We start from the raw sequence: 19,854 nt of genomic DNA, 5'->3' as shown, positions 1-19,854 counted from the left end.
CTAAACTTCTAAAAACATTCTAATGATTTAAAAGTAAGGCTTCAAAAAGTTACCAAAAAGCCAAAACTCTAAAACACAAAACTAATTATGGCTAAATTATTTATAAGCCATAATTACTATGTCGTTGCAAGTAAAAACTATGTATGAACTGGTAAAACTATGTATTAAATTCCTCTAACTTGGTTGCAGCATATTTACCTGGTGTAATATCGTACTTCTCTTTAAAGAGCTTACTAAAATGCGTTCTACTTTTAAAACCTGTCATAGCATACACCTCATTAACCGAAACTTTCTTATGTACCAGAAAATCAGCAGCTTTTTTTAATCTATAATCCTTTAAAACCTCAAATGGTGTTAAATTGGTTAGCGCTTTAACCTTTTGATAAAAATGTGTCCTATTTAAATATAATTCCTTAGCAAACGTATTTAAATCTAAATTTTGGTTGTCTAAATTCTCCTCTATCAGATTATATAATTTTTCTAAAAAGGCATTATCATTTCTATTATTAAGATTATTCTCTTTTGTAAGCGGAATACCTATTTGAAAACGTTCTCTTAACTGCTTTCTATTCCCTAAAAGCGCTTCTGTTCTGGTAATTAAATGCTGTATATTGAATGGCTTTGTAATGTAAGCATCTGCCCCATCTTTTATGCCTTGAATTTTATCATCAATATTTGTAAGTGCCGTAAGTAGGATAACAGGTATATGACTAGTCTTTATGTCTGACTTAATGGTTCTACATAAATCAATGCCATTTAGCTCCGGCATTTGAATATCACTTATTACAATGTCTGGCCACTCATCTTCCATGGCGTCTAAACATTGCTGACCGTTATGAAATGTTTTAAGCTTAAAGAATTTAGAAAGTGCTTTAGATACATAAGCCCTCATATCTGAATTATCTTCAACATAAAAAATAACAGCTTCCGAAAACGCCTCATTAACCATTAGATGTGTTGGATTATGCTTTTCTAATAGCTGAGATTTAAACTCAAAATCTTTTTCTGCTGTCAATATTTCTTTTTCAACAAGAGGTTGGTCTTCCGCGGTTTCTTTTTTAACCACAGGTATACGCACATTTATAGTTGTTCCTTTTCCTAATTCGCTATCCACACTAATATAACCATAGTGCATTTCTACTAAGAGTTTGGCAAAAGACAGACCAATACCAGAGCCACTTGCATGCACATTTTCAAAGCTCTTAGATTGATAAAAACGTTCAAAAATATGTTCTAAATCTTCTTTATCAATTCCTTTTCCAGTATCTGAAATTGCAACAATTAAATCTTTATCTTCACTATTAAAGGTTATTGAAATTGAGTCTTTTGCTTTTGTATATTTAAAAGCATTACTAAGAACATTATTAAATATCTTCTCTAATTTGTCTTTATCGGCCGAAACAATAATGTTATTTCCTGACCCCTTTACTTCAAAATTCTTATTATCATTTTGAGCCATAAATTCAAAGTCTTTGGCAAACTCTTGAATAAACTGATTAAAAGAAAATCTAGAATAACTCATTTTTAAAGCCTGAGCTTCTGCCTTCTGAAAATCATGAACTTGATTTATAAGTTGCGAAATCCTATTAGATTGACGTTCTACAATTTGTAATTTTTCCTTTATGTCTACCCTATGAATAAATTCTCCTAAAAGATTATTAACAGGCCCCTTAATAAGTGTTAGCGGCGTTTTTAACTCGTGGGATATATTAGAAAAGAATTTCAATTTGGCAGCATTAATTTCCTTGACTTGATCTTTTTCTAATTGTTCAATCTCCACTTCATGGTTTAATGCTTGAATTTTTAGAACCACTTTAGAAATAATATACACTAATAAGACCGATAGAACGAAATACAGTATATAAGCCCATGTTGTTTGCCAATATGGAGGTGTTATTATTATTTTCAATTTCTTCGGAACAGTCCATTCTTTAGTGGCATTAGAAGCCATAACACTTAATTCATACTCCCCATGTTGAAGACCATTATAATTTATTGTATTTTGATCTGAAGGCACTTCAATCCATTCCGTATTTATAGGTTCTAATTTATACTTTAGGAAATGGTTATTAGGGTTAGAAAAGTGCAAACTTGTTAAGTCTAATGAAAACACATTTTCGTTATATTTTAAAGTAATTTCTTCTAGATTGTTTATTCTATTCTTAAGTAAGACCCTATTATTTATAGTATCATTAGGGTTGATGTTTTGGTTAAATATTTTGAAGTTTTCAAGTTCAAGCTTTGGAAGAGATTCCTCTCTAAAAGTATCGTTAGGATTAAAGTAGCAAAAGCCATCTAACCCAGATAATATGATATAACCGTTATCTAACCTATGAGAGGCAAACCAAAAATCTTCAAAAGGTAAACCGTCATAAGTATTAAACTTCTTTATAGTAAAATCTTTAGTATCAAGCTTGTTCAAACCTATGTTAGTAGCAACCCATAAATTATGCTCATTATCGAACAAAATATTTTTCACCACATTATTTGAAAGGCCATTTTTTTCAGTAAAGGGTATAAATTTTAAGCTATCACCATCTTCTATGGTTTTACATACACCACCACCTTCAGTACCAATCCATAACTCATTATTAGGTAACCTAAGGATTGAAGTGACGAAATTTCCAGAAATAGAAGCCTTATCATTTTCATTTCTTGTAAACTGTTCAATTTTTAGCGCTTTTAATTCCGTTTCTTTTTCATTTTTCACTCTATACAACCCGTCGGAATCTGCACCAATCCATATGTAACTTTTTAACGGATCTGCATAAATTCGCCTAACTAAAGAAAGTGGTCTATTTTTAAAAAAAGCGTTAGCATTTAAGGATTCAAGTCCTGAAATTTCATTCTCATCATTAATTGAAACTTTGTAAACATCATTATTGGTTCCAATCCAGATATTACCATATTCATCTTCTGTAAACGATCTTAAAGAAGCCAGAGTTTCATTGGAAGGAAACTTCTTTAGCCTAATTTTATCCATTTTAGAACTTCCTTCTTTAAGTCTATTAAGTATGTTTTCTCCTAAAAATCTAAACCAAATGTTCTTTCTGGAATCCACATAGATTGTAGACACTCTTTTAGCGACTTCTTGTAAACGCTTATTCTTAATTGGTTCAAACTTTTGAGATATAACATTAAACGAAGTAAGCCCACCATATGCCGACGTCATGAACACCCTATCTTTATCTATAGGAACAATATGATTTGCAATGTTTGATGCCAATCCATAAGGGGCATTCATTGAAATATCATAGGACTTAAACGGACTATCATAGCTATTAAATTCATAAGCCCCTTCATTAAAAGAAGCTACCCAAATATTCTTCTTTGAAGTACTTATAATGTTACCAATTCTTAATACTGAAAGTCCATCGTTAAAGGTTTCCTGACGCAACGATGCTAGGTTGCCGTTATCCAGAGGTACATTAATGTGTATCTTAATGAGCCCTTTAGTTAAAGTTCCAATCCATAAGTTCTGCGCTTCATCAATAAGCATAGTTTTAACCTTATGTTCTTTTAAAGTAATTTCTTTGAGGTTGAAGTCATACTTGTTGTTACGCAACTCAAAACCTACAATAGCAACTCCTCCGCCATTAAGAGAAACAAGAACTGTATTGTCATTAAAACGTTCTAAATAAATAGTATCCTTTATGTCTTTACCTAATATTTTCTTTAGTTTCTTACTAGAACTATTTAAAAGATAAAGTCCGGCCGAAGTACTAAATAGGTAGTTAGAATTATCAATGGCCTCACCTTTATAAATGATAAACTCTTCTTTGAGCTTTTTGGGCAAAAAAGAGTCTACTAACTCGTAGTTTTCATTAAACAGAAGAATCCCATGGCCTTCAGTAGCACAAAAAATATCCTTGCCATCATCTGATATTAAGATATCTCTAATTATTGGCCCTCCCAATAACTTGTGATTTAATTCATTACTATAAAGTTTAGAATAAAACTGCGTATTGTAATGATATATCGTGATACCATCATCAGTACCAATCCAAATATTTCCATTGGAATCTTCTGCTAGACTTCTAACACGATTACTTGTTAAAACATCTCTATCAATAGTATTTTTTATGGTCCTTAACTCATAACCATCATAAAGATTAATACCATCATAGGTAGCAAACCATACATAGCCTCTTGAATCTTCGAGTATTGATGTTACTCCATTATGAGCTAAACCATTAGAAATAGTTAGTTTTTGCTGATATTCCAACTGTGCTTTCTGTGCGAATAAAAAAGAGGTTGCAAAGACTAGCAAATAAAATATGGAGTTAACCTTTTTATACATTTGGCGTGAATTAAGACTGTAAACGTGCAAGAAATTGCATTGAAATTTACAATATTAATATTTATTGAATAAAAAAGAAAAAGCCCGATAATAAATTAATGAATTGTATGTCTTATTACTCCCTAATACTTACTTAAATGTTATTCACCCTCTACAGTTACAACTAAAGTGTTATCATCCAGATTTTTATCCAAAAAAACAAAATTAGGATCTAAAAATATTTTCAAGGGTTCGTCTTTTAGAGGCATAACAAGACTATTTATTCCATTTGAAACTAAAACTTTAAACATTTCAACTCCTCCTTTTGTCTCAACTTCAATAGTTATGCCTTCTGTAAATTCTAATTCAATTCCAGATTTGTTCCTATCGTATTTGTGCGCATCAAGATCAAGAGTTAATTCGTACTTATTTGTATTCTTAAATTTAGCTTTTGCTTTTTTTATTGAATTATCATAAACAACTACTTTTTCAAAAAGTTCGGTGATTTTTTGTTTTATAGCTTCTGGAGCCTCAGCTTTAAAACTACTAATTAGGTGCATGGAATTAGTATAGTGGCCTAAGTTCTTTTGTATACATTCGGATACTGCTTTATTGACTTTTTCTTCTCCTATATATTCTTGAAGCGCAAACATGGCTAGAGCTCCTTTATCGTAATAAATGTAATTTTCATTTTCAACTTGCTTTAGAGGCACTTCTTTTAAATTGTTTACATGTCCCTTTGCATACGATTTCATACTAAATTTTAGCCATTTTCGGACTTCTTCCATTCCATATTTCTGTTTTAACACCATTAATGCAGCATACTGAGCCAAGGTTTCGTTTACCATATTGGCACCTTTTACTGGCTGCCTTACCAACCCCTGTGAACCAAACCATTGGTGCGCCGTTTCATGAGCCACTATAAAAAAAGGAAGGTTTTTGTTTTCTCTTGTATTGCTGTAGGTAAAACCAGGTTTCTCAAAAAGGGCTATAGTTTGAGGAAACGAACGGGCACCTGGTCTAAAGCCGGGGACTTCAACAAGCTTTAAACTTTCAGAATGATAATTGCCAAAATTTTTATGACAGTAGGCTAACGTTTCCTTTACAGCCCGCATCATTTCATCTACATTGGCTTTATGATTGCCATTATACAGAATTTCTAAATTCACCGTTTGTGTACTATCTAATTTGAATATAGATTTTTCAACCTGATACTCACCAGAAAATAGAGCATATTCTTTTGATGTTGTTTTTTTTGTTTTATAGTGAAAATAGTTTCTATTATCTTTTTTCCAAGTATTTATCAATTGTCCTTTAGTTAATGCTGTCTGCCTTTCGGAAGTACTTATAATAGCTTCGAATACAATATCAGAACTACTTAATGGAATCAAATCAGCTGTTCTATCTAATGTTGGATATGTTCCATTTTTTGGAGACAAACCAAATTCATGTCTTATTTTATTATCTCTTAACTCTGGTAAAAAAGAATATCCTAGAATAGATGGCATAAAGCTGCCTCTATCTATAAATGTACCATTGCCAACAACATCAAAATGATTTGTCCCAAACCCTTTTCTCTGTTTTTCTATTTGAAATTGAAAGCAAATTGAATCTTTAGGTTCTAGTGCTGGTTTAATGGCAAACATGTATCTATGGCAAGGTTTATCCACTAAAATGGGCGTCAATATTTTTTTGTTTATCCTAACTTGTGATAAATTGACGTCTGAATCCAATGTAACATGTAAAGTATCTATGGCTGCTACTGCTTTATTTTTAAGGATATATTTTCCTTCTGCTTTTATCTTTTGTTTTTCAGGAAATATATCAGCCTCCAGATAAATACTTGTAATTTCTGGTTGAGTTATGTTTTCATATTTTTTATATCTTTTTTCATAATTGGATTTGATGATATTGGATTTTTCTTCAGATGGAAATTCTTCCCAAATAGCAATATTCAAATAAACGTATCCTCCAATAAAGAAGGCCAAAGTACTTATGATAGCCAGGATTATCTTTGAGTATTTACCGTTATTCTTCAATATAGATAGTTTTCTTCCTCGATTCCAAAACAAACTTCCTAGAACCAAAAACATTCCAGCTATTGTTACCCAAAACATTAAAAACCAAAAATACCCTTGCCAAAAATGCCCAAAACCATTTATATCTGAATAATGCAGATTTGGAAAATACTTATAGTGATAAAGAGAGAAATTAAAACCACTGTTTTTTAAAAGTTTCATCCCAACCCAATAAATAATTACAGCAAAAATACCTACATATTTATTTCTAATAATTACTTGTATAAAAAGGCACAGAATTGCAAACAATAGATAATCGGCAAAAACAGTAAAGCTTAATAATTTTGTATACAAGCCAATTTGATAATCATAATACCCATTTATACTCTGTATTGTAATCCCAACAAGGAAAAATAATATCGTAAAGAGTAGGCATAAGAGTGTTACATTTACCAAAACAGCATTTAGAAAAACCCAATTGGGAATAGGGTAGCTATCAAATACATCAGAAATATTTAACCTTTTGCGTTTCCAAAGCTCCTCACCTATTAAAAAAGTTAAAAGCATATACATGAAAAACTTAAAAACCTGATTAGTTTTGGTAATGAGATTGTATGTGGTAGGCAATTGCTCTTTTGGTAAAAAAGATACCGTGAGCACGATTAAAAAAGCAGTCCCAATTAGTATAAATACAAACCCAATTTTACTTATTATAAAAGCTCTAAACTGAAACCAACCAAGTTTTAAAGACGTCCTAAAATGGGATTTAATATTGAACCCAATGATAATTGAGGGGGCTTCAAATAGTAAAAGGGGATTACTTCTTTTCTCTTTTTTAGAGTTTTGTTTGTTATAATATTCTAAATTGAATCTTGTGATGGCAATAATAAGCCCCCCCAACCCTAAAACTATCCAGAGTATGCGATTGGTAATCAATAATTTCGATATAGGAATTACAGAGCTATTCTGCTCAATACTATCCCATAGGTAGGTGGTTTTATGCAGGTATATTGTTCCAAATGGGTCTAATAATTGAGGGATAACACTATTCGTATTGAGATAGGTTGAACTGAGTAAAAAGCCCAAAAAGGAAATTACGGAAACAATATAAGCAGGAATAATGTTTCGAGTAAGTGTTACTAGAGCGAATGAAAAACAACTAAAGATAAAAAGGTTGGGAAATATCATAATTGCATAGCCTTTTATATAGGTCTCTAAGTGCCATGAACCTGTTAATAGTCCTTCAGAAAACAAATACCCATTAGAAATAATTGCCCCCAAACCAATTGCTAAACTAAGAAAGAACAAAACGCATAGCGCTCCTAAAAAACGACCTAGCATATAGGGGGCTTTTAATATAGGTAATGCATAAAGGAATTTAGTAAGTCTCAGTTCATAATCTCTATTTACAACATTAGAGGTAATAGTGATTACTAAAAAAGTAAGCCATAATGAATAACGGTTTAACAAGCTATAAATAACTAGTGGAGAATTTCTGTAAATTTCTCCTGAAACGCCTCCTTTTCCTGTTGGTGTATATATATCTTGAATGGCAAGAGCCACTAATATTACAAAATATAGATACGTAATTGGTTTTCTAAACCAATACACCAATTCTTGTTTGAATATTTGAACAAATGTTTGCATCACTTCCTTTTTATAAAAAATAAATCCTCTAATACCGGAACTACATGTTCAAAGCCATCACCAGGAATATCATTACTATATATATAGGCTAGTATTTCACCAGAAATTAATTCATACCTAATTACATTTTGTGTTTCCTTTAAATTTTCAAACTCCTTTTTTGTTACTTTTTTTCTCCAGATTTTATCATTTAAGGGCGTTAATAATTGAGATGGGTTTCCTTGTTCCACTACCTTACCGCCACTTATTATAGCCATGTCGTTGCACAAGCGATGAATATCTTCAACTATATGTGTAGATAGTATTACAATGGCCTTCTCACTAGCTTCTGAAAGAATGTTATAAAAGTTTGTTTTTTCTTCAGGATCAAGACCAGCTGTTGGTTCGTCTACAATAATCAATTTAGGATTACCTATTAAGGCTTGAGCAATGCCAAAACGTCTTGTCATTCCTCCTGAAAAACCACCTAGTTTTTGGTTTCTTACTTTATAAAGGTTTACCTTATCAAGGTAATATGAAACCAAAGCTTTCCTTTCCTTTTTTCCTTTAATGCCTTTTAGGTAAGCTATCTGCTTTAGCAAATTTTCGGGAGTTTCTTGTGGATATAGTCCAAAATCTTGAGGTAAATATCCTAGTAACTTTCTTGCCTCATGTTTGTTTTTAACTACATCAATATTGTCTAATCTAATTTCTCCTTTATCAGCTTCTTGAAGCGTGGCTATGGTTCTCATAAGTGTAGATTTGCCTGCGCCATTGGCTCCCAACAGTCCAAACATGCCTTTTGATATAGATAAGTTTACGTTACTTAAAGCGCATACCTCTCCTGAGTATCTCTTTGAGAGATTCTTAATTTCCAGTTTCATAATGTGTTACGTTATTTTATTCCTCTATGTATTCTAGTAAATCGCCAGGTTGACAGTCTAGTGCTTTACAAATGGCAGCAAGTGTACTAAAACGGACTCCTTTTGCTTTTCCAGTTTTTAACAAGGATAAATTTGCCATAGTTACCCCCACTTTTTCGGCTAATTCGGTCAAACTTATCTTACGTTTTGCCATCATAATATCAAGATTTACCACTATGGTCATAATGCATGTTTTTTAAACGAAAAGACGTTGTTCTTTTTGAATTTTCACCCCTATTCTAAATACTTCTGATATAACAAGTATCAATAGTCCAAATAGCAACACCGAATAATCTATATGTGTATTGACATTGGGGGTTAAAACTTCTATATTGATTTTTCCCTTCAAATATTTTCCCAATTGAAATATAAATACGGTATTGAATAAAGAAATACCCAAAGTCAAGAAGCCAATTACTCTAAGTCGCTTGGCATTTACTTCTTTAAAAGGGTCATTGTTCAAAAGAGATTTGCATAAGCGAATTACAAGAAGAACAATATATATACCCGTTAATTGAAATAAAATTTTTCTCAAGGCAATTAACCTTAATAAACCAACATCATTATCTAAAAACTTCATATTCCCCAAAGCACTTGAAATTGAGAATTGATGCTTCGTGCCATTATCCAACTCTATCCAGCCTTTCTGGTCTAAATAAAAAGGAACTTCACTAATCTCCAAGGTGTAATTTTCAGAAAAAAAAGTATTCAAGTTTAATCCAAACAAAGAATACAAAATAGTTAATAGAAGTACTATCCACTGAAGTATCCATATGATTTTAAGAAGTTTGTAAATAGACACCACAGATTTTTTATGTACAATAGTTTTCATTGTTTTATTGTTTTTACCTAAAACAAAAGTAGTTAAAATATTAAGTAAAACAATAAAAATTTAAGTAAAACAATAATTTTTTATTAAAACAGATAGATTTATAAAGGCCTGAAAGCTTTAAATTAAACTGAAAAAATAAAAATAGAACATTATACAGTAAGTATTAGCGATACCATAATATCGCTAATACTTTTACATTTTGTTATAATATGCTATGGTGTTTCTAAGGCCATTTCTTGATTCCAGGCAACTGGTAAAAATGCCTTATCAAGTTCTGGTTCAACAATATGGGTACTATAATTTGAGAGGACTTTTAGGCTTGTACCAACAATAACTTCAAGAACCGTCTCTTTTGTGTAGCCAGCAGCTATAAAGTCGGCTACCTGTTCATCTGTTGCCCAACCTCGAGATTCGTTAATGATTATTGCAAATTGTCTTAAAGCTTCCAATTTAGGGTCATTTAATTCAGAGCCTGATCTCAAGGCTTCTATAACATCATCGTCAACCTTAGCCATCTTAGAAACCGCAGTATGCGCTGCCATACAGTAAGTACAACCATTTAAACGATTATTGGTCATTAAGATTATTTGACGTTCTGTTTCACTAAGACGAGATTTATCAAACAGACTCATTAAAGTCAAGTAACTTTCAACCATTACTGGCGATTCGGACATTGTAGCCATTAAATTTGGCACAAAACCCATTTTCTTCTTAGCTGCTTCTAAAATTGGCTTTGAAGCTTCTGGTGCGCTTTGGATTGTATGTATTTTGAAATTATTTTTCATTGTTTTATTTTTTATAATGAAACTTAAAAGGCGCTAAAATTTTGTTCAAGTGTCTTAGGTGAACTTAAGTATACTGGACCAACTTGTTCGGAAAGTGCATCAGGAAAAATATCTTCAACACCCTTTTCAAGGCCTTTAAAAATGTTTTCTGCGACAACCGATGCTGGTGTAGTTTCCATATCATAACCTTCGGTTAAACGTGTGGCAACGGGACCAGGATACACGCCATGTACTGAAATACCATCAGCTTTTAATTTTCCTCTTAATGATTGAGTTAAAGAGTGAACTCCTGCCTTTGAAATTGAATATCCTCCAAAACTCGGCATAGAAGCCAAACCTGCAATACTTGATAAGTTGATTATTGCTGCTGAATCTTGTTTCTTTAAAGTTGGTACTAGAGCCTTGGTTACTGCAAGTGTACCAAATACGTTAGTCTCTAAATCGTTGCGAAGTTGTTCTTCTGAATCTTCTAAAACATCTATACCAGTAAAAAGACCTGCGTTATTAATAAGCACGTCTAATGACGAAACTAGTTTTGAAAGATTTGTTATAGTAGAAGCATCTGCAAGGTCCAGATGAATTGGAACTACACGCTTTCCTAAGTTATCAAGTATTGAACGATTATTCTCTGAACGATAGGTCGCATATACTTTGTGCGCTCCTTTTTCTAAGGCTTTTTTAACTAATGCTAATCCTATTCCGCGGTTAGCACCTGTAATTAAGACTGATTTATTTTTTAATTCTATTGTATTCATAATTTTATGTTTTTAAATATTAATAATTAGATTTTGTCTATAAATTTTGTAATGAGTTTTGCAGCTTTATCAGAGTGAAGCTCTAATAAAAAGTGACTTCCATCTATTAAATGGGTTTCAACATTTTTAAGGTCTTTAGAGTAGGCTTTAGCGCCTTCAACACTAAAGAATTTGTCATGTATTCCCCAGATAACAATTGTAGGTGGTTGGTGGTCTTTCAAATATTTTTGCCACTCTGCATACTTCTCGAAATTGCTTCCGTAATTGTTTAAAAATGTAATTTGTATTTCATTAATACCTTCTCTTCGTAAAAGCGCTTCATCGGTTAGATAGGATATAGGATCTACTTTAGAAGGTTCTTTAACACCATTTAGATACATTGCCTTTATTCCTTCTAAAGACATCCACCAATTTTGCATCTTAAGTACACCTTCTTTATCACCAGCTTTTAATAGAGCACTGTACTTTTGCGCCCATTCTCCGCTTAATCCTTCAAAATATGCATTAGCATTTTGGATGATAAATCCTTTTATTTTTTTGGGATTGCGTACTGCCATTCTAAAACCAATTGGACCACCATAATCCTGCATCATTATGTAATAAGTGTCTATATTTAACTTCTCTACAAAAGCGTCCATTAATAAGGATACATTATGAAAAGTATAGTTGAACTCACTTACTGTTGGTGCATCACTAAACCCAAATCCTGGATAATCCGGTGCTACGATATGAAAATCTTTAGCTAGTTTTTTTATCAAGTCTCTATACATAAGAGAAGAACTTGGAAAACCGTGTAACATTAAGATGGTTTCTTTAGAAGTGTCCCCAGCTTCTCTATAGAAAATATTTACACCATTGATAGCTACACTTCTATGAGCAGTTTCCAAATTTGAAGCAACATTATGTGCTATTTCTCTTTTGGATATTACTGGGTCTTCTTGACTTTGAGCTATTTGGAATAGGCTTATGAAAAATAAACCTAGAATTAAATTTTTCATTGCTGTTTACTTTAAGGATTGAATGTTTTCTAAATCAAAACCATTATTGAATTTTATGTTCCTCGTAAACTGTTCTGTCCAATTGTCTTTTATCACATTTCCATCCCAATCTGCAGGGGCATATTTGCGATATGTAGACACAAACACACCATCTATTTTCTCATACTTTACCTTCATTAAGCTTGGATCTGTAACTCCAAATCCTTTTGCAGTATATAAGAATTGGTCTATTAGATAAGTTTGCGGATTGATGTAAAGCATATATTTATCATCACTTTCTCCTACATTTTCGCCAAAAGTCATTTCTACAACTTTATAAGTTATACCATTTACTTTTCTAGGTGGTACTACTTTGTGGTTAACACCGGGATCTAGTAATTTGAACATCATCGCAAACCAATAATAATTCGTCTTTCTTAGTGCGTGTCCGATATAAGCAGGCTGCTTATCGGTAATAACTTTACCATTTATCTTAGAAACTGTGTTTGTTCCATTAAAAAACTGCGTATGAGTTCCTTTTAGTTGAGGTAATGCATATACTTGCCTTTTTGTATAATGCGCAAATGATACTTCACCATTAAAGATGTAACGTTCTTTGGAAACATCTACAACATTATTGTTTCTTACCTTAAAAGTATAATCGAAAGAGACATCTTTTAACTTATGTAAAGCGTTAATGCCTCCATTTGCTTCTACTACTTTCGTAATTAATTTTCTGGCACCTTGTGCCTGTAAAGAGGTTGTAATTAATATTAGTACAACTGATACGATTTTAATTATTTGTGTTTTCATTGTATTATGTATTTAAGTTTTATTATTTATTTAATGCCTTAATAATTTCTGAAGGTTCTACACGATTTCTGTAATCCGCACCTTCTGATTTTGCAAAAGATATTGTGGTATCTTTTTCTATAATGAATGTTGCAGGAACTGGTAATTCACTATTTATATCAGAATTATAACTATCATAATCATAGCCTAATTCTCCCATTGCTTTCAATGACTTCTCAGGATTGGGATGTACTGTAGTATATTCTTTTGCAATAAGGTTTCCATTATCACTTAAGACCTCAAATTGCAAGTCATTTTTCTCTTTCATACTTAAAGAAGCATCTGGATTTTGTGGCGAAATAGCTATTAATGTTGCTCCGGCTTCTTTAATTTCTGGAAGGATAGCTTGATATTGATTGAGTATTAAATTGCAGTAAGGGCACCAAACTCCTCTATAAAATGTTAGCACAACTCTATTGGTCTTTAGTATTTCATATAAGTTGATGCTTTTATCCACTGCATTGGATAGCGTGAAATCATAAGCTTTATCTCCAGCCTGAAGCTTTAAAATTGATGTATGCTCTTTATTTAGTGCATTTGCATCGTTATCAAACACCTGTAGTACTTCACCAGGAAGCTTATCTAACATACTTCCTCTAAGTGCTTTTAATCCTTCTTTGTATGAAGGTGTTGTAGTATCTTTCATTTTCTAAAAATTTTATATTGTTAAGAAATAATTACACTACAAATTTCCTCTGAATGAAGCTGAATAAAAATGAACCAAGACAGGAAATATGCTTGAAATAAGACAAGACAAAATCTTGAACTAGTTCAAGATCTTTTTAATATTATTGGAGATAAGAATAGAAGTCTACGCAAATAAAAAGCCAAAGCAATTAAATGCTTTGGCTATATATTGTTTAGTAAACCGCTAGATAAAAATGGCCCTAATGAATTAGAACTGAAAAGGTACCTAAGCGGATTAAGATTTCTTTATTGGGCGCGCGCGAATCTTACTTAAAAATTCGGCCGACATTCCTAAATAAGAAGCAATAACATATTGTGGAACACGATTGATAATCTCCGGATATCTATTGGCATATTCCCAATAACGTTCTTCTGAGGTTTTACCCATATTAGAAACTATCCTATTTCTGGAATTAGCATATGATTTTTCTAAAATCATCCTCCAATATTGACTTATGGCGTGACTTTGCTGGCATAATTTTTCAACATCCTCATAACTCATTTGAAAAATAATTGAATCTTCAAGTGCCTCAGCAAAAAATTTGGAGGGCTTTTTGTAAACATGACTGTAAATATCTGTAAAAAACCAGTCTTCTATTCCAATACTTATAGTTTGTTCTTTACCATTATCATCTAAATGAAACATCCTGAAAGCGCCTTTAACAATATAATTACGGTAATTACAAGGGTAACCTGGTTGAATTACAAACTGACGTTTCTTTACGCGAGACGTTTTAATAATAGAAGTGAATAATACTTTTTCTTCATCAGTTAATTCTACGTTACGTGCAACGTGTTTTAATATGGGTTCGTATTTTTCTAAATCCATTTTATATCATACACAGATAGAATCACCTATGATTTTTTAAGATTGATAGTCTTGTAAATTTAATATTTTATAACGATTTGTTATAATATCTTTTGCGTTAAATGAATTAGTGCAATTAAACAATAAAGCCTCATCTTAAGTGAGGCTTTATTAAATAAAAATTAGACTCTTGGAACCTCTGGCCAATCCACAGGGATTTTTGTAAAATTGTGCAGATAGTTACTTATTATCTTGTCTCCGATTACCATTATGATATCAACCACATTGGCTTTAGTATATCCTGCATTGAATAAATCATCAGCTAAGTCATCAGAAGGACGGCCTCTATTGATTGCAGTAGCTTTAACAAACTTTGCTAAAGCATCATACTTATCGTTAAATGAAATTTCTGCTCTTCTAATTTCTAAGATTTCCTCATCACTAAATCCGTACATTTTTTTACTTATAAATGTATGTGCAGGCAAACAGTAATCGCACTCATTTACTTGACTTACTACTAAATTAATGATTTCTCTTTCTTTTCCGCTTAAAGTGCTTTTACGATTTTGTAAAGCTAAGTAATCTGAAAGTGCTGTATCATTTAATGCAAAAGTTGCATACAAATTAGGTACTGTGCCAAATGACTTTTGCATTTGGTCAAAAATTGCTTGATTGTTTTCTGAAACCTGATCTCTTGTTGGTACTTCAAATGTTACTTTTTTTAATGTTTGCATCTTATGTTATATTTAAAATTTATTTGTCAATATCGACACTACAAAGATGCAATCACCTCTTAAGTGTAAAAATGAACCAAGACAGGAAATACACTTGAAATACAACAAGACAAAATCTTGAACTAGTTCAAGATCTCTTAATTTGCGCTTTTAAGTATTATTGTAATCGAATAATGTTGGTAATCAATATTCCTATTTTTCTTCATCAAAAAAAAGCTTTCATATAACTTGGGGAAAAAAATAAACTCCAAATATGTTGAGTTTTCACCATCTATTTCCCCTGATGGTAAATATCTGTTTTTTTCCAGAAGGTCGTGGATTGATAAAAACATGAAAGAACAGGAAAGTGACATTTATTGGGTAAGCACCGAAATTTTTAATATTATAAAGGACTCTTTATCACTTTAATAATTAATTCAAATAGAACTTACCCAACGTATATCTAAATATTTTTACTTACTCCGAAATGCTTTAATCTTTTTACCAATATTAATGGTAACACTATCAAAGACTCCTTTTTCATTTTGATGAAATATAATTTCCCCTGGAAATTGTTTTGGAAAAAAGGACACATTTGAACTTGGTAGCAGTTCTATACTTTTTTTACATGCGCCATCACCAAAAAAACGATTCTTTTCTCTTCTGAATGAAAATTTCATATTGGGACGACCACGTACTACATAGGTTCCCGAGTATTTGTCAAATGCTTCAGGCTTAAATTCGGAATACACTGTCTTTTCCGGAGTCTTTTTTTTAATGGTAATTTTTTGCGCTACTATTTTTTGTCCATCTGGAGACCAATTTCCTCTAATAATGGAATGATTCTTAGGAGAAATCATTTTTAAGTCATCTCCCCTTTTATCAATACTTAAAAGCGCATATTTCATAGTCCGTTGATTCCCTCGTGTAAATAAAATACGCTTACCATCTGGTGACCAACATGGGCGTTCGTCATAAAATTCACTAGTTGTTAGTTTTCTAATTTTAGAGCCATTGGCTTTCATTATAAATATGCAGCTATTCCCTTTAATTTCTGCATTAAAGGCTATCCATTTGCCGTTGGGAGAAAAAGACGGATCTGTACTGCCATAGTCATTATTAGTAAGTCTACGTTGGTTTGTTCCATCCGAATTCATAATATATATTTCTCGGTGTCCGTCGCGCTCCGAAGAAAATACAATTTCACGTCCATTGGGAGACCAATCGGGCCAGCCATCACGAGCTGCGTGTGTTGTGAGCCTTTTTTGGTTGGTCCCGTCGGCATTCATAACATAAACATCTGTATTACCTTTACCTTGGTGCTGATAAGCAATTTTACTGCCATCAGGAGACCAACTACCGTGGTCTTCTTTTGCAGGGTTGCTTGTCAATCGTCTAATATTTAGCCCATTGCCATCCATAACATACAAATCACGATTTCCTTTCAATTTTGAATCAAACAAAATGTGCGTACCATCGGGAGACCATTCGGGCTCTTCATCACTACCCGAATTTTTAGTATGTAGGTCAATCTTTTCTTCAGAAGGTGTCAATATTGCTATTTGGGATTTGTTACTTTGACCATTAAGCTGAAAAAAAACTACACATAAAATAATTGTAATTACTTCACTAAATGAATTTTGTACTCGCATAATTATACTTTTTTTTAAATAGTTATTTCAAACGAAAGTATTTATGTTTGAAACTATCTATAAAAAAAAGTGATGCGTATCCCTTAAAATGTGATGTTTACGGCTAACCTTAGTATTAAATAGTATTATTTTATATTGAGTGTCTCAAAAACCAACTCTTTATACCGAATACCAATAGGGATATTAATTTTATTAAGAACAATCTGATTATTTTCTATCTTTTGAATGTATTTAGGGTTGACCATAAAAGAATTATGTACCCTCAAGAGCAAATTCGCTGGAACTATTTCGACGAGTTGAGAGAAGGTCATTCGAGCCATGGTTTTCTTGTTCTCATCAAAATAAATATCTAAATAATTCCCATTACTTTTTGCATATTCCATTTGTTTAAAAACAACTTTTACTTGCTTATAGCCATCTTTCACAAAAAAATAATCCTTTTTATCGACTCTGATACTAGAATTTATTAGTGTAATAGCCTTAGTTACTCCTCTGTAAAACCTATCAAATTCTATGGGTTTCATAAGATAATCTACAGCGTCATAATCATAACTCTCAAGAGCAAATTCTGAATAAGCAGTTGTGAAAATAACAAGTGGTTTGTTTTTTAGTTTTCTTATTAACTCTAACCCTGATAATTCTGGCATATTTATATCTAAGAAAACCAAATCTATTGAGTTGTTCTTTATATACTCAAATCCGTGTTTCGGATTAGAATAACAGGCAACCAACTCTAATTGAGGTAGCTTATTGGAATGTATTTTAATAACATCTAATGCACTAGGTTCATCATCTATGGCAATTGCTCTTATCATGAAATTAAAAGTATAAATCTAGTTGTATTTATCTATAAATAAAGTTTTAATTCAACATTAAATCTTTGTTCGGTTTTAGTAATTAACAAATTATGCCTTTCCGGATAAATTAATTCCAATCGTTTGCGTATATTTTTTATTCCTATCCCATATCCTTCATCTTTATAAAATGGTTTGAAACTGTCTTCAATGGAGTTTTCAATAATAAAATCTATTTGCCTATTCTTTGCTTTAATTTCAAGTTTTAACTCAGATGGTTTGTTAGGATTTACCCCATGTTTAAAGGCATTTTCTACAAATGGAACTAATAGCATTGGAGTAATTTCATATTCAAAATCTTTATGAATAGATATTTGGATATTGATATCATGCTTTTCAGCACTTCTAGTGGATTGTAACTCAATAAAATCTTGAATATAATTTACCTCTGTTTCAATAGGGATAGTATCTTTATTCACATCATCAATTAAAAAACGCATTAAATTAGATAGCTTAGCAATATATTCTGCAGTACGATTACCTCCTTCTTTGAGTGCAAAAGCATAAACTGTATTTAAAGAATTAAATAGAAAATGTGGATTTAATTGCGACTTTAATTGATTTAATTCTGCTTCTTTTTTCCTGAATAGACCATATCCAAGTTTAATATCGCTAATTATTTTTTTCCTAGAAACAGCATAAATTCCAGCAGGTATTATTAACCAAAGAGAGGTTAGCGCTAAAGCAATATTCATTGATTTTTGTACACCAAACACACTTGAAGTTGCTATTACCAAATTAATGTTTTTTGAGTTAAAATTTGATTGTATCCCCTCAAACAGAAACAATACTATTAGAACAACTGTAACTATTATCAAATTGTACAACAAATAAATGGGTATCTTCTTTTTCAGCGCATATCTAGGGAATAATACAAACGTTTGAAAGTAAAAAATAGCAGTGGCCATTATAAATAAGATGAAAAAGAAAATGCCTGTACGCTGCCCAATATTCATTACAAAAGGAACACTAATTGAAGTCACAACTATAACATTGACCAAAACTTCACCATTGACAAGCTTACTTTTAAATAAATATAAAATTCCTTTCCTCTTTTTGGAAAGTAGATTTGTATAATGAAATAATAATGAGAATAAAACTAAGAAAATGGATACTCCAACTATAAACACAATAACATCACTGTCAATATTTCCTTCGCTGTCTCCATAAAAATGAGAAGATAGTTTGATTTTAGCTCTAACAACTTTTATTTGAGAAACTATACAAACAATTAATAAAGCGAATAAATTAATACCATATATAGTCCATCTTTTTTTCTGAATAAATTTAGGAATAAGAAAATAGGTGTGTATTGAAAATAAAGCTAACATTAGTAACACAAACCAAACAGACAAAAATTCATATGCTTTAAAAGTTTTTAAAACGTAAATAATTGGTGTTACTGTTAAACAGAATACAAAAATGTACTTTACCCATAAGAGATAATTAAGTTTTGCTTCCCGCTTGTAACGTTTGGTAATAAGCTTTGTAATAAGAAAAACAAGCAATAAAAAAAATGTGAGCACAATTGCTATAGCTGCACCTGTATTAATTAAGCTAGAAGAAAAAAGTACTTCTTCAGGTTGTTGAAAACCAATTCTAGTATTGGTCTTTATTATCTTCAATTCTCTTGTGAAACCTAAAGAAATAATTTTGGCTAGGTAATTTTGCAAAAAAGAAAGCAATTCTAATAGAAAGTTTTATTTACAAAATACAAGGTATGCTTTTATTGATAATCACGTTGCAAAAAGTGATAGATTGGTAACAATTTGTGATGGATTTAGATAGAATAAAATTGTGTTTTGGAACAATTACATTCAATTAAATGAAACGCATAAAAACAAAAAACCTTGTAAATTTTATAATTTACAAGGTTTTTAAGTCGGGGTGGCAGGATTCGAACCTGCGACCTCCGCGTCCCAAACGCGGCGCGATAACCGGGCTACGCTACACCCCGATAATGGTTATCTAATAATGCGGAGAGACCGGGACTCGAACCCGGGCAGCACTTGCGCGCTGACAGATTAGCAATCTGCTCCATTACCACTCTGGCACCTCTCCTATTTTTCTTTAAGAACGTTGCAATTAAAATT

Annotated in this window: 15 protein-coding genes and 2 tRNA genes; all 17 read right to left on the bottom strand. The window is 31.8% G+C overall.

Annotation, left to right across the window (positions count from 1 at the left end; genetic code table 11):
- Window positions 1-157: 157 nt before the first annotated feature.
- Window positions 158-4,300 (bottom strand): hybrid sensor histidine kinase/response regulator transcription factor, encoded by a 4,143-nt coding sequence (locus tag FUA24_RS19340; protein ID WP_148544700.1) that lies wholly within the window; start codon window positions 4,298-4,300, stop codon window positions 158-160.
- Window positions 4,301-4,440: 140 nt separating this feature from the next.
- Window positions 4,441-7,944, bottom strand: a complete 3,504-nt coding sequence (locus FUA24_RS19335) for an ABC transporter permease/M1 family aminopeptidase (RefSeq protein WP_148544699.1) — start codon at window positions 7,942-7,944, stop codon at window positions 4,441-4,443.
- Window positions 7,944-8,807: an ABC transporter ATP-binding protein gene (locus FUA24_RS19330; protein ID WP_148544698.1), complete on the bottom strand. Its 864-nt coding sequence runs from the start codon at window positions 8,805-8,807 to the stop codon at window positions 7,944-7,946. Before FUA24_RS19330 ends, FUA24_RS19335 begins: the two co-directional genes overlap by 1 nt.
- A 16-nt stretch (window positions 8,808-8,823) precedes the next feature.
- Window positions 8,824-9,030, bottom strand: coding sequence for a helix-turn-helix domain-containing protein (locus FUA24_RS19325; RefSeq protein ID WP_148544697.1), 207 nt, complete (start codon window positions 9,028-9,030; stop codon window positions 8,824-8,826).
- A 12-nt stretch (window positions 9,031-9,042) separates the two neighbouring features.
- Window positions 9,043-9,678, bottom strand: a complete 636-nt coding sequence (locus tag FUA24_RS19320) for a DUF2975 domain-containing protein (protein ID WP_148544696.1) — start codon at window positions 9,676-9,678, stop codon at window positions 9,043-9,045.
- A 212-nt stretch (window positions 9,679-9,890) separates the two neighbouring features.
- Window positions 9,891-10,463, bottom strand: a complete 573-nt coding sequence (locus FUA24_RS19315; RefSeq protein WP_148544695.1) for a carboxymuconolactone decarboxylase family protein — start codon at window positions 10,461-10,463, stop codon at window positions 9,891-9,893.
- A gap of 23 nt (window positions 10,464-10,486) precedes the next feature.
- Window positions 10,487-11,218 carry an SDR family oxidoreductase gene (locus FUA24_RS19310; RefSeq protein ID WP_148544694.1) on the bottom strand — a complete coding sequence of 244 codons (732 nt, stop codon included), beginning with the start codon at window positions 11,216-11,218 and terminating at the stop codon, window positions 10,487-10,489.
- Window positions 11,219-11,244: 26 nt separating this feature from the next.
- Entirely contained in the window at window positions 11,245-12,216 is a 972-nt protein-coding gene (locus tag FUA24_RS19305; RefSeq protein ID WP_148544693.1) for an alpha/beta fold hydrolase, read from the bottom strand.
- 6 nt (window positions 12,217-12,222) lie between these two features.
- Window positions 12,223-13,008: a DUF6503 family protein gene (locus FUA24_RS19300; RefSeq protein WP_148544692.1), complete on the bottom strand. Its 786-nt coding sequence runs from the start codon at window positions 13,006-13,008 to the stop codon at window positions 12,223-12,225.
- A gap of 22 nt (window positions 13,009-13,030) precedes the next feature.
- Window positions 13,031-13,693 (bottom strand): peroxiredoxin-like family protein, encoded by a 663-nt coding sequence (locus FUA24_RS19295; protein WP_148544691.1) that lies wholly within the window; start codon window positions 13,691-13,693, stop codon window positions 13,031-13,033.
- 276 nt (window positions 13,694-13,969) lie between these two features.
- Window positions 13,970-14,563, bottom strand: a complete 594-nt coding sequence (locus FUA24_RS19290; RefSeq protein WP_148544690.1) for a Crp/Fnr family transcriptional regulator — start codon at window positions 14,561-14,563, stop codon at window positions 13,970-13,972.
- Between the two features lie 161 nt (window positions 14,564-14,724).
- The gene (locus FUA24_RS19285) at window positions 14,725-15,276 is read right to left on the bottom strand and encodes a carboxymuconolactone decarboxylase family protein (RefSeq protein WP_148544689.1); all 552 of its coding nucleotides are present in this window, start codon (window positions 15,274-15,276) and stop codon (window positions 14,725-14,727) included.
- A gap of 452 nt (window positions 15,277-15,728) precedes the next feature.
- The gene (locus FUA24_RS19275; protein WP_148544687.1) at window positions 15,729-16,907 is read right to left on the bottom strand and encodes a DUF5050 domain-containing protein; all 1,179 of its coding nucleotides are present in this window, start codon (window positions 16,905-16,907) and stop codon (window positions 15,729-15,731) included.
- Window positions 16,908-17,032: 125 nt separating this feature from the next.
- The gene (locus tag FUA24_RS19270) at window positions 17,033-17,722 is read right to left on the bottom strand and encodes a LytR/AlgR family response regulator transcription factor (protein WP_148544686.1); all 690 of its coding nucleotides are present in this window, start codon (window positions 17,720-17,722) and stop codon (window positions 17,033-17,035) included.
- A gap of 32 nt (window positions 17,723-17,754) precedes the next feature.
- Entirely contained in the window at window positions 17,755-19,434 is a 1,680-nt protein-coding gene (locus tag FUA24_RS19265) for a sensor histidine kinase (protein ID WP_148544685.1), read from the bottom strand.
- A gap of 209 nt (window positions 19,435-19,643) precedes the next feature.
- Window positions 19,644-19,718: transfer RNA gene (locus FUA24_RS19260), tRNA-Pro, on the bottom strand.
- Between the two features lie 20 nt (window positions 19,719-19,738).
- A tRNA-Ser gene (locus FUA24_RS19255) sits at window positions 19,739-19,822 on the bottom strand.
- Window positions 19,823-19,854 lie beyond the last annotated feature (32 nt).

The sequence above is a fragment of the Seonamhaeicola marinus genome (genome assembly GCF_008085455.1).
Note: the sequence above shows the minus strand (reverse complement) of the source record. Positions and strands in the feature narration are given on the sequence as shown.